Source organism: Pseudoalteromonas sp. 13-15 (genome assembly GCF_001468205.2).
GTDB lineage: Bacteria > Pseudomonadota > Gammaproteobacteria > Enterobacterales > Alteromonadaceae > Pseudoalteromonas > Pseudoalteromonas marina.
In genome coordinates this window covers 2,663,527-2,675,351 of record NZ_CP019162.1, presented here as the reverse complement: position 1 = coordinate 2,675,351, position 11,825 = coordinate 2,663,527, and the positions used below count along the sequence as shown (strand labels likewise).

The 11,825-nt window shown below is 41.6% G+C and carries 9 protein-coding genes; 2 read left to right on the top strand and 7 right to left on the bottom strand.

Annotated elements, in window-relative coordinates; translation table 11 throughout:
* Positions 1 to 6 precede the first annotated feature (6 nt).
* Together ATS72_RS12415 and speA are read right to left on the bottom strand one after the other, a co-directional pair.
* Positions 7 to 891 carry an acyltransferase gene (locus ATS72_RS12415; protein WP_008129852.1) on the bottom strand — a complete coding sequence of 295 codons (885 nt, stop codon included), beginning with the start codon at positions 889 to 891 and terminating at the stop codon, positions 7 to 9.
* Positions 892 to 948: 57 nt separating this feature from the next.
* Positions 949 to 2,829: a biosynthetic arginine decarboxylase gene (speA, locus tag ATS72_RS12410; protein ID WP_058430130.1), complete on the bottom strand. Its 1,881-nt coding sequence runs from the start codon at positions 2,827 to 2,829 to the stop codon at positions 949 to 951.
* Positions 2,830 to 3,026: 197 nt separating this feature from the next.
* Here speA and speE point away from each other — a divergent pair, with 197 nt between their 5' ends.
* Complete coding sequence (gene speE, locus ATS72_RS12405) at positions 3,027 to 3,890, top strand: polyamine aminopropyltransferase (protein WP_058430154.1); 864 nt, start codon at positions 3,027 to 3,029, stop codon at positions 3,888 to 3,890.
* Positions 3,891 to 3,941: 51 nt separating this feature from the next.
* Here the strand turns inward: speE and ATS72_RS12400 are convergent, their stop codons facing one another.
* The 3 genes from ATS72_RS12400 to ATS72_RS12390 form a co-directional block, all read right to left on the bottom strand.
* Positions 3,942 to 5,543, bottom strand: coding sequence for a methyl-accepting chemotaxis protein (locus tag ATS72_RS12400; RefSeq protein ID WP_058430129.1), 1,602 nt, complete (start codon positions 5,541 to 5,543; stop codon positions 3,942 to 3,944).
* 69 nt (positions 5,544 to 5,612) lie between these two features.
* Positions 5,613 to 6,845, bottom strand: coding sequence for a hypothetical protein (locus tag ATS72_RS12395; protein ID WP_058430128.1), 1,233 nt, complete (start codon positions 6,843 to 6,845; stop codon positions 5,613 to 5,615).
* Complete coding sequence (locus ATS72_RS12390) at positions 6,835 to 7,461, bottom strand: methylamine utilization protein (RefSeq protein WP_033025471.1); 627 nt, start codon at positions 7,459 to 7,461, stop codon at positions 6,835 to 6,837. The genes ATS72_RS12395 and ATS72_RS12390 overlap by 11 nt, the downstream gene beginning before the upstream one ends.
* A gap of 162 nt (positions 7,462 to 7,623) precedes the next feature.
* Here ATS72_RS12390 and ATS72_RS12385 point away from each other — a divergent pair, with 162 nt between their 5' ends.
* Complete coding sequence (locus ATS72_RS12385; RefSeq protein ID WP_058430127.1) at positions 7,624 to 9,660, top strand: glycoside hydrolase family 97 protein; 2,037 nt, start codon at positions 7,624 to 7,626, stop codon at positions 9,658 to 9,660.
* A gap of 62 nt (positions 9,661 to 9,722) precedes the next feature.
* Here the strand turns inward: ATS72_RS12385 and envZ are convergent, their stop codons facing one another.
* Together envZ and ompR are read right to left on the bottom strand one after the other, a co-directional pair.
* The gene (envZ, locus tag ATS72_RS12380; RefSeq protein ID WP_006793807.1) at positions 9,723 to 11,039 is read right to left on the bottom strand and encodes a two-component system sensor histidine kinase EnvZ; all 1,317 of its coding nucleotides are present in this window, start codon (positions 11,037 to 11,039) and stop codon (positions 9,723 to 9,725) included.
* Positions 11,040 to 11,044: 5 nt separating this feature from the next.
* Positions 11,045 to 11,764: an osmolarity response regulator transcription factor OmpR gene (ompR, locus tag ATS72_RS12375; protein WP_006793806.1), complete on the bottom strand. Its 720-nt coding sequence runs from the start codon at positions 11,762 to 11,764 to the stop codon at positions 11,045 to 11,047.
* Positions 11,765 to 11,825 lie beyond the last annotated feature (61 nt).

The following is an 11,825-nucleotide window of genomic DNA, read 5'->3' as shown; positions in this document are numbered from 1 at the left end:
ACCGTGTTATTTTGTACTTGTTGGGGCGTCAAGTGATTGCAACGTTTGTTCTTTTTCTTCCCATAAACGATTTAACTCGCTTTGAAAACGAACTCTAAATTCAGAATCACCCGTGTAATCACCAATTAACTCATCACTTACCGGCATGACATTCACGTGTACATTAATATTTTTTACTTTTCCGCCAGCAAAGTCCATAAACGTAGGAATACCGTCAGGGTAATGCAAAGTAACATTCACTACTTGAGAAATTTGCTCACCCATTGCTTGCATAACAAAGGCAATGCCACCGGCTTTTGGTTTTAATAAATGCGGAAATGGGCTTTGCTGTTTTGCATGTTTACTTTGTGTAAAGCGCGTACCTTCAACAAAGTTAACTACCGTTACAGGCATTTCTTTAAATTTTTCGCAGGCTTTACGTGTTGTTTCTAAGTCTTTGCCACGTAATTTAGGGTTCTTTTTAAGCTGACTTTTGCTCGTGCGCGTCATAAATGGAAAGTCGAGCGCCCACCAACATAAGCCCAAAATAGGCACATAAATAAGCTCTTTCTTTAAAAAGAAATTTAAAAACGGAATTTTACGATTAAATACGCGCTGTAATACTAAAATGTCTACCCAGCTTTGATGATTGGCAATCACCAAGTACCAATCTTTTAGTTTCAGAGAATCCAAGCCCGTCACGTTAAGTTTTGTTGGTGTAAGTAACAACTGGTTTAAGGTATTGAACGACACCCAAATAGTGGCGCACTGTTTAGCAACCCAACTCAATAACTTTTGTAATGGTTTAATAGGAATAAGCTTTAATAAGCCACAAATAAAAATAGGTATAAACCAAAAAAGTGTGTTTAATGCATAAAAAATAAGACTAAAAACACTACGAATAACTGACATTACTTCTATTCCTTTAACGGTGCGCAGCATTAAACACTGCGCATTTATACTTAAAAATTAATCTTCAAAATAGGTATAACCTTCAAGGCCCGCATTGAGCTCGGCTAAATAACCCGCTTTACACTGCTCTGAGGCATCTAGTTTATTAATTTGATAAGCAAAATTTTCGGCTAAAATAGCGCTATCGTAATCAACAAACTTTAATACATCCTTAACGCTATCACCTTTTATGGCATTGGTTAATACATAGCCGTCGTCGTTTAGCTCAACATGCACTGAATCGGTATCGCCAAATAGGTTATGTAAATCGCCTAATATTTCTTGATACGCGCCAACCATAAACATAGCAAGGTGGTATTGTTCGCCGTGCTTATATTCAGGAATTGGTAAGCTGGTTTCAATACCTGCACCTTCAACGTATTCGCGTATTTGCCCATCCGAGTCACAAGTAATATCTTGAATAATGGCGCGCTGAGTAAGGGGTTGCGTTAAGTTTTCGATTGGCATAACCGGAAACAACTGCTGTATGCCCCATACATCTGGTAACGACTGAAACAGTGAAAAATTAACAAACAGTTTATCGGCTAACTTTTCATTTAAATCGTCGAGTACTTCTCGGTGAGCTCGCGCGTTATTGCTAAGCGACGCACGCACGCGATGCAAAATAGTAAAGTAAAGCTGCTCTATTTTCGCCCACTCTAGCATGCTTACTAAACCGTGTACGTACTGATCGTGTGCTTCGCTAAATAAGTGCATCGCATCGTGATAAATTTCGAGCGCCATACGCGGATTCAAACGCTGTAAACATTGCCACATTTCATCAAGCACTAACACGCTGTTTTCAAGCGGTGGTTCAGGGTTTAAATGATTGGGTGCTTTTTCAACGTCAATTACGTCGGTAATGAGTACCGCATGATGGGCGGTTAAAGCGCGGCCTGACTCGGTAATAATCGCTGGATGGGTTAAATCGTGTTGGTCGCACACTTCCGCAAACGCATTGACTACGTTACGGGCGTATTCTTCCACTGTGTAGTTCATTGAGCACGCACTGCGAGAGCCCGACCCTTCATAATCAACGCCTAAACCGCCACCTACATCAACCGTATTCAGTGGTACGCCTAGTTGCGTTAGCTCTGCAAAGTGACGCGCACACTCACGAAGTGCGCGGTGTATATCACGAATATTGGCAATTTGAGAGCCAATATGAAAATGCACCATTTGCATTAAGTGTAATTTATTGTGTTTTTTAAGTACTTCTACTGCGCTTAATACTTGCCCTGCAGTTAAACCAAACTTACCTTTTTCGCCACCGGTATTTTGCCACTTACCTTTACCCACCGAATTTAAGCGAATGCGAATACCAATTGCAGGCTCTATGCCTAAGTTATCTATTTCTTCAAGTAAGGTGGTTAGCTCTGATAGCTTTTCGACCACTATTTTTACGCTGTGCCCCATGGCCTGACCAATACACGCTAAACGTAAAAATTCGCTGTCTTTGTAGCCGTTACATACAATGGTAATTGGCTCTTTTGCCACACCTAAAATAGCCATTAGCTCAGGTTTTGAACCCGCTTCAAGACCAACTAAACCACTTGGGTGCGCCAATAACTTACTCACCACAGAGCGCTGCTGATTTACTTTAATAGGATAAACACAGGTGTATTTGCCATTATATTCGCGGCTACTGCGCGCTTTGGTAAAAGCATTAGTAAGCGTATCTACACGATTTTTTAAAATGTCGGTAAAGCGCACTAAAACAGGCAATGTTAGCCCTTGTTGTTTAAATTGCTCTGTTAAGTCTGTTAAAGAGATTGCGGCTTTATTTTGATCGCCGTCGGGGTAGGCAACCAATTCGCCTTGTGCATTGATATCAAAATAGCCATCACTCCAATGAGCAACATTATAAGTAGCACGTGCTGTTTCTAAACCCCAGGTCATGGCAACTCTTCTTTAGTCAATTAGGTATAAAGGCGCATTTTAATACGTCGCTATCCCCTAGGCTAACAAAAATTGAACTTTCACTCACTCCTCACTAACTTTATTCGCTAAATCAGTTAAAATGTCATTGAGCAAACCGCCAAGCACTGGCAGAATTGCCCTTTTTTTACCTTAACCTAAAAAGTGTATCAGCAACTATGGCAAACTTAGATCAAAGTAAGTGGTTTACTGAAATTAGCGACCGCGACGGCAGCGCATTTTCATTACGCATTAACAAAAAGTTAGATGAAAAACAGTCTCCTTTTCAAAAAGTAGAAATGTTCGAAACCACAGACTTTGGTAATTTAATGATCATCGACGGTTGTACCATGGTATCAACCCGCGAAAACTTTTTTTATCATGAAATGATCAGCCACCCTGCACTTTTAGCACACCCAAATCCTAAAAATGTGGTTATTATTGGCGGCGGCGACTGCGGCACGTTACGTGAAGTATTAAAACACCCTGGCGTAGAAAGCGTAACGCAAATTGACATAGACGAAGTAGTCACACAAATGTCGTTAAAATACTTCCCAGAGCTGTGCGAATCTAATAACGATGCACGCGCTACAGTTATGTTTGACGATGGCATTAAGTACATGCGCGAAGTGGCTGGCGAGTCTATCGACGTTGTTATTGTTGATGGCACCGACCCAGTAGGCCCAGGTGAAGGTTTATTTAACCATGCATTTTACACTAGCTGCTTAAACGCACTTCGCCCTGGCGGTATTTTAGTGCAACAAAGCGAATCGCCACTTATGCATATGCCACTACTGGTTGAAATGCGTGAAGCGATGTTAAGCGTTGGTTTTAACGATTTACAAACATTGCCATTCCCTCAGCCTATTTACCCAAGTGGTTTATGGTCGGTAACACTTGCCCGTAAGTCTGAAACCTTTAATGGTTTTAGAGAAGACGGCGCAGCACACGTTGCAACGCAAAGTGAATACTACAACAGTGGTATTCACCATGGGGCTTTAGCAACACCTAACTTTATGAAACGCGCGTTTGATAAAAAATAATCAGTGTTAATATTCTACAAAGGGAGCTCTACACGCTCCCTTTTTGTTACGTTAAACCTTAAACCGGTTAACTAATCGATTAAGCTCGTCTGTTAACTGCTCCATTTTATTTGATACATCTTGCGTTGTGCGCGCCAGCGACCCACCCTCTAAGGTTTGATCGTTAAGTGATGATAAGTTATGGCTTATTTCATCAGAAACCGTTGTTTGCTCTTCGGTTGCTTGCGCAGTTTGCATAGCCATATCGTTTACTTTAGTAGATGAACTTTGCATGGCATTGAGTATATCGTTAGTTTGCGAAAACGATTCCACAGCATCATCTGCAAATTGCTTACTCTCACCTATGGCATTAATCGACTGCGATACACTCGATGCAAACAACTCAATCATTTGTTGAATATCGTTGGTACTATCTTGTGTGCGCGTAGCGAGCGTCCTTACTTCGTCAGCCACAACCGCAAAGCCTCGTCCGTATTCGCCAGCACGTGCCGCCTCTATTGCTGCATTAAGTGCTAATAAGTTTGTTTGTTCTGCTATGGCACGAATCACCTCAAGGACTTTGGCGATGTTGTCAGAACTTTGTTGCAACTCAGTAGAGCGCGCCATAGCTTGCTCCATGTTGCTAGAAAGAGAGGTGATTCGCGAACTAGAATTAGCCACCGCACTAAGCCCTTGTTGCGCTAGTTTTAACGAATTATCGGCTTCGCTTGATGACTGCTGTGCAACCCCTGCAACCTCTTTGCTAGCAGTGCTCATTTCATGCACTGCGCTTACAATAGACTCTGACGCTTGCCCCAAGGCTTGGTTTACACTGTTATTTTGGGAGGCCACTTTGCTAAGCTCAACACCTAAACCATTTAACTCTTTAGATTGCTCTAATATATCGCGTATTAATTGCTGTAAATTATCTAAAAAAGTATTAAATTCGGTGGCTAAGTCAGAAAACTCATCTTTAGACGTTACTTGTATTCGGCCAGTTAAATCGCCATCTCCTGAGGCAATATCACTAATACGCTTAGTTACATAATTAATTTGGCGAGTAAGTTGTTTAGGTACACTGTAACTAAACCAACTCGCTGCAATTAAAATAATAGTAACCACTGTCAGCATCATCATTTTTGTTGAAATGATATTGGATGAAAGCGTGATTATTTCTTGCTCCGAGGTTTTTTCAGCCAGCTCACCGGCTTTATCAAGCTTAATCCTTAAAGTGGCAAATGCTTGATCCGAATTCTTTTGTTTAGCTTGGCTATTTTTATCAGCCATGTAGCTTTTTGACGCTGCAAGCCAAGCATTAAAATCGTTTTCAAAGCCATTTAGCTCTTTAGCTATACTGGGGTAATCTTTCATTAAAGATAAATACTGATTAAGTTTATCAGTAACTTGCATTGCATTTTCTTCGTGCTCTGCCTGGTACTTTTCTGTATTTTTTGAATTAGTTACTAAATTTAATTCGGCCACTTTAGCTTGATATAGGTCGCGGTCTGCGTTTAAAGCAAGAGACAACGCCTTAATAAATTTTTCAGACTGCACATCAAGTGCATTTTTTTGTAAGGTTATTAAGTAGGTATACCCCACAATTAACGAGAGTATGGCAAGTCCTAAAACAACTATCGGAAACGACACTTTAACGCGAATACTATGCAAATTCATTTTATCACCCTGCAAGGCCCTAAACGCCTCTTACAAATTAAACCCAAAATTGCAGTAGGTTGATAAAACCTAAAACTTCCATTGCGTGTTAATCATTACTTGCTGCTGCGAAGCTCGCTGCTGCAGCCCCATTGCAGCTCTATTGTCTACAAAACTTTTTAGTGCTGAGCCTTCAATACCAATTTGACCATGTTTGCTAAACGCGTAACGCCAAGAAGCTGTTACCCCTTCGCCATTGCTTGCATTTGGGTCAAATACCGTCGTGTCGTTATCGGTTACTTTAAAGTAATCGTACCGCAACGATATTCTATGCTTACCTTCTTTATGGCTTAGCATTAAATAATGGCTGTAAAAGTCGTTATCTATTAATTTGCTATGCCCCATTTCGGTTTTACCGCTTAGTACCTGTGTTATAAAACGCGTTTTATTATTAAATTTATATAACCATGCAGCACTGGTAAAACGTGTATTCCATGCATATTGTCCTGAGCTAATGTTCAGTTTAGTTGGATCGCCATTATTGTCGTAATAATAAACTCTAAATTGTGATTGTTTTAAATAATCCCAGTGAACACCAAGGTAATAACCAAAGCGCCCATCAACTTCTTCAAATGGTAAAACCTGATTTGCCTGCCAACGCAATGCATATTCGCTAAGTGCTGCAACGGGTGCAAACCTAATACCTTCGTTAAATGTAGTTTGCCTGTCGTGCATGGCAAAGCCACGCCAAGATAGTAACGTGCCTGTAGGGTCGTTACCTTTAAATGTTGCACCCACTAAACTAAAACTATGCGGGCTGTTAAAACGTTTAGCGGGGCGTTTTATTGTTACCTCTGCGCCAACGGTTCTAAGCTCTTCACCTATCCAACTATTAATTGCTGAATTGGTATAGTTGTAAGGAGATGTCCAGCCAATATCTGGGTTCTCTAACGACATTAGTGGATAAAACCCACCCACTCGTACATGCCACTTATAAGCGCTACTAGTTAATGGTTTATATGTAAAATAGGCTTGTGTTAAACCTAAACCTACATCAGGGTCCTGATTAACGTTTAACACCCCATGAGCAGACCAACTTGTTGCTAAATCGGCGCGCACGTCAATAATACCTTGCGATAATAAAACGCCATCGTTTTTAGCATCGTGTCGGTATAAGCCGGTGCCTCCGTCTTGAAAACTTTTTAGCGCATCACCTTGAACTGCACGCACTTGTAGCAGCCCCTTAACCTGTGCACTGATTGACGCGCTAAATAAAAGCACACCACTAACAACCGCATATTTGAGCATGTGGTTAATAATCATCAAATTCATCCGTAGCAAAATCAAACTGCTCGGTTATGGCTTGCTTCACTTTATAAATAAATGGAGCTTGCCCTATGGTTACTTTTTTAGACTCAACATGGCTTATATCGCCAAACCCTGAATGCCAAACATTAAGTGTGTACTCACCTGGCTCTACGGTTAAATTTACATGTCCGCTGTTATCGGTAATATCAAAAATAGGGCTATCAACAACCACAATATAACCAAGCATCCAGTCATGAATGTTACATCCCAACTCAACAACACCGGTTTGATCAAACACCAATGGCGCCTTGGGTTGTTCCTTATATAACTTTAATTCAAACGTTTTTGCCTCAGAAAACGAGTACACATGATGCAAAATTGAATCGGCGTTTGGAAATTCCACTTTTGCATTTTGTGGTACAACTAAAATACGCGGCGTAAACTCCCTATCTTTTTGCACCATAGAATAAAGTGTATCTGCTTGGCTGGATTGACTAGAAAGCACCTCAGAAGTCAGCCACACCACGGCATCAGCCATAGGCTCATTTTTATTATTGTTAACCGTGATAGAAACCGCTTGTGCCTGCCAAGTTAATAACATGACTATAATTAACGTTAAATATTTGAACATCATCTTACTATTCTTATTTTTCAAATTATTTACAGTATAGACCTATTAGATTACTTATTTCTTTCTATTTTATTGATAAATGAATACGTATGTAGATATTCGTATTTGTTAACAACAGCCTTTATTCTGATAAGTCACACTGACACAGTAAGGATCTCTTAAATGAGAACATCAGCACTTTTGCTTTTCGCTTTTTCGGGCAGCTGTTTTGCACAAACAGCCATATTACAATCGCCCAACGGCAATATTAAAATAACTATTTCTGACGAATTAACGACCCCAAGCTATTCAATCGACTTTAAAAACAAACCGGTTATTAATAGCTCCGCGCTTGGTTTTAAATTTAAACAACAAGCCCCTTTTAGCGAAGGCTTTAAAATAACCCATACACAAAAAAACACACAAAACACCCAGTGGCAACAACCTTGGGGCGAACGACAAACCGTTACCGACAACCATAACGAAGTTGCTGTTACATTTAAAAAACCACAAGGCGGCGTATTTACTGTTAAATTTAGAGCCTTTAACAACGGCGTGGGCTTTAGATACGAAGTACCCAAGCAACCCGGTTTTGAAAATATAGAAATCACAAAAGAACTTACCGAATTTGCCATTACCGACAGCCAAAGTGCAACAGCGTGGTGGATCCCAGCCCGAGGCTGGAACCGTTACGAATATGTTTATAACACCACCCCAGTTAACGACGCTCCCTTAGTACACACCCCTTTTACGTTTAAAAACAAAGAGGGCGTACACGTTAGCATTCACGAAGCAGCCCTTGTCGATTATGCAGGTATGACCCTTAACCAGCGTCGACCAGGTGTTTTTCAAGCTGATTTAACACCGTGGTCTGACGGCATTGCAGTAAAAAAGCAAGGCGCATTTAATACACCGTGGCGTACTATTCAAATAGGTAGCAAAGCGGTCGACCTGATTAACTCCGATATTATTTTAAACCTTAATGAGCCAAATAAATTAGGTGATGTTTCGTGGGTAAAACCGGGTAAATACGTCGGTATTTGGTGGGGTATGCATATAAATACGCAAACATGGGGCAGTGGTGAAAAACACGGTGCTACAACTCAAACAACCAAATACTACATGGACTTTGCCGCAGAGTATGGCTTTGACGGCGTGCTAGTAGAAGGATGGAACATAGGCTGGGATGGCGACTGGTTTTTTAATGGCGATGTGTTTAGCTTTACACAACCCTACGACGACTTCGATATTGAGGAGCTTACCCGCTACGGTAAGCAAAAAGGGGTGCAGTTAATTGGCCACCACGAAACCTCAGGCAATGTAACTAACTATCGCAATCAAATGGAAGATGCCTTTGCCCTTTACGAAAAGTCAAACGTAAGCCAAGTTAAAACGGGCTATGTGGCCGATGGCGGAAACATAAAACGCATAGATGAAAACGGCATTGCCCGCCATGAGTGGCACGACGGCCAATTTATGGTTAACGAATACCTTTATAACGTAAAGCTCGCTGCTAAACATAAAATTAGTATTAACACTCACGAACCAATAAAAGACACTGGCCTGCGCCGTACCTACCCCAACTGGATTGCGCGCGAAGGTGCACGTGGGCAAGAGTTTAATGCATGGGGCACACCGCCTAACCCGCCAGAGCATATCCCTATGCTTGCGTTTACCCGTATGCTGGCAGGGCCAATGGACTTTACTCCCGGTATATTTGATATGGGCTTTAATGGCTTAGGCGATGATACAAACCGCCCGCAAACAACACTAGCCAAGCAACTTGCGCTGTATGTTGTGCTGTATAGCCCGATCCAAATGGCCGCCGACCTACCTAAAAACTACTTAGCTAAACCCGATGCTTTTCAGTTTATTCAAGATGTACCAACCGATTGGCAGCAGAGTATTGCGCTTGATGGCGAGGTGGGCGACTTTATTGTATTCGCTCGTAAAGAACGAAAACGCGGTAAATACTCAGGAAACGATTGGTACTTAGGTGCAGTGACTGACGAAAAAGCCCGCACCATTGAGGTAAAACTCGACTTTTTAGAAAAGGGTAAAAAGTTTGAAGCGCATATATACCAAGACGGCAAAAACGCTGAATGGAAAAACAAGCCGTATGATTTAGATATCGAAAAGCGCGTAGTTAGTGCAAACGATAAGCTAACTTTAAAGCTAGCAACAAGCGGCGGCACTGCCATCCGCTTTAAAGCACTTTAAGCTTAACGGTTACATCAGTTTTACAGATATTTCAGTGTTATAAATAGCACACTCTGCACAGGTTACTGTGCAGAGTTTTGTATTTTTATAGGCAGGTAAATTTGTGCACTTAAGCCGCCTTCAGGCCGGTTTTCAAGTTTTACTTTGCCGTCGTGCATATCAACAATACGCTTAATAATAGCAAGGCCTAGGCCACTGCCCTCACTGCCTCGTGCAGCATCACCTTGCTTAAACGGTTCAAATACCGACTCTAATTCACTTTCAGGAATACCTGGGCCATTATCGTTTACCGCAATAACCACATACTTTTTATTAGAGTTATAATAACTAAGTACCTCTATATCGCCGTCAGAATAACGAATTGCATTTTCAATCATGTTAGTTACAACACGCTTTATAGCCACGCTGCTGAGCGGAATACTCTCTATACTTGGGTTACTTTTAAAGGTAATAGAACGCTGATGCTTTAACTCGCAATTAACGACTTCACCCACTAACGCATTTATATCTTCACAACTGAGTTCTTCGCGTTTGTGGTGACGTAAATATTCAATAAATTGATCGATAATACCGTTCATATCTTCAATATCGTAAATAATCCCTTCGCGAAGATACTCGTCTTGGTCGCTCATCATCTCGGTTGCTAAACGAATGCGGGTAAGTGGTGTGCGTAAATCGTGAGACACACCCGCCATAAGTAAACGGCGGTCGTTTTCAAGGGCAGCGATACCGCGCGACATTTGGTTAAACGCACGCGTTACTTCGATTACTTCAGTAGAGCCTTCTTCTTCTAGCTTGGTGCTAAAATCGCCTTTACCTACTTTTACTGCCGCTTGTTGCAGTGCTTTAAGCGGGCGGTTTAGGTGGCGTGCAAATAACCAACCACCTAGTACACTCAAAAAGCCAATACTTGATAAGTAAAACGTTAAAAATTCGAGGTTGTTTTCTTGATACCCTGAAAGCGGAATTTTAACCCAATAGCCAGGCGCTTGCGGGGCCTCTATCCAGTAAACAAGCGGGCCAGTTTGCGTAATACGCACCCGCGCCGAGCCATTTAACTGCGCAGACATACTACGTGAAAGCATGGGGTATTCACGGGTTTGACCAAGCCCTTGGCGCATGGCTTCGCGCTGGGTCATCACATCAATACCGGTTATTTCAAAAAACTTTTCTGATAAGTCGTCGTTTATTTCTATACCGTCTTCCCAGTCAATAAAAACAGTTTTAACTTGCTTAGCAAGCATTAAGTTAACTTGCTCTATGGTCGGTTTTACAACATATAAACTGACTGTTACATAAGACACAACTTGGTTTATAAGTAATAACGCCGCCACCAAAAATACAGTTTGCCCAAACGCGCTACGCGGAAAAAATCCCATAAAAACTACTTTTCACCGTCAGGAACAAACACGTACCCTAAGCCCCACACAGTTTGAATATAACGCGGGTTAGCCGCATCAATTTCAATCATGCGGCGAAGGCGCGACACTTGCACATCAATACTGCGCTCTAGAGCACTGTAATCTCGGCCACGCGCTAAGTTCATGAGTTTATCGCGGCTAAGCGGCTCTCTTGGGTGTGACACAAGCGCTTTAAGTACGGCAAACTCGCCGCTGGTTAGCGATATTGTTTTATCGCCTTCGCTCATTTCACGAGTGGCTAAATTAAGTGTAAATTTACCAAAGGCAATTAGGTTTTCTTCTGCGGCGGGCGCACCTGGCACTTCTTTAGCGCGGCGGCGTAATATGGCTTTAATGCGCGCAAGTAACTCACGAGGATTAAATGGCTTTGGAATGTAATCATCTGCGCCAAGCTCTAAGCCAATGATACGATCGACTTCGTCGCCCTTTGCGGTGAGCATAACAATAGGGATTTCGTTTTCTTTTTGGCGTAACCTACGGCAAATAGATAAGCCATCTTCACCGGGAAGCATTAAGTCGAGAACCATTAAGTGAAAGTTTTCACGCTCTAAAAGCCTATCCATTTGCTCTGAGTTTGCGGCGGTTCTAACAATAAAACCTTGCTCTACTAAATAACGTTCTAATAAGCTGCGTAAGCGCATATCGTCGTCTACAACCAATACTTTTGTCGTTTCGTGTCCCATTACCTGTTTCTTATTTTTATATCCAATTAAGTATTAATATAAATGAAAAAACAAATAATCA

Coding starts and splice junctions, on each gene's coding strand:
- ATS72_RS12385 (WP_058430127.1), top strand. CDS start 7,624: ATGAGAACATCAGCACTTTTGCTTTTCGCTTTTTCGGGCAGCTGTTTT.
- ATS72_RS12400 (WP_058430129.1), bottom strand. CDS start 5,543: ATGAATTTGCATAGTATTCGCGTTAAAGTGTCGTTTCCGATAGTTGTT.
- envZ (WP_006793807.1), bottom strand. CDS start 11,039: ATGGGATTTTTTCCGCGTAGCGCGTTTGGGCAAACTGTATTTTTGGTG.
- speA (WP_058430130.1), bottom strand. CDS start 2,829: ATGACCTGGGGTTTAGAAACAGCACGTGCTACTTATAATGTTGCTCAT.
- ompR (WP_006793806.1), bottom strand. CDS start 11,764: ATGGGACACGAAACGACAAAAGTATTGGTTGTAGACGACGATATGCGC.
- ATS72_RS12415 (WP_008129852.1), bottom strand. CDS start 891: ATGTCAGTTATTCGTAGTGTTTTTAGTCTTATTTTTTATGCATTAAAC.
- speE (WP_058430154.1), top strand. CDS start 3,027: ATGGCAAACTTAGATCAAAGTAAGTGGTTTACTGAAATTAGCGACCGC.
- ATS72_RS12395 (WP_058430128.1), bottom strand. CDS start 6,845: ATGATTATTAACCACATGCTCAAATATGCGGTTGTTAGTGGTGTGCTT.
- ATS72_RS12390 (WP_033025471.1), bottom strand. CDS start 7,461: ATGTTCAAATATTTAACGTTAATTATAGTCATGTTATTAACTTGGCAG.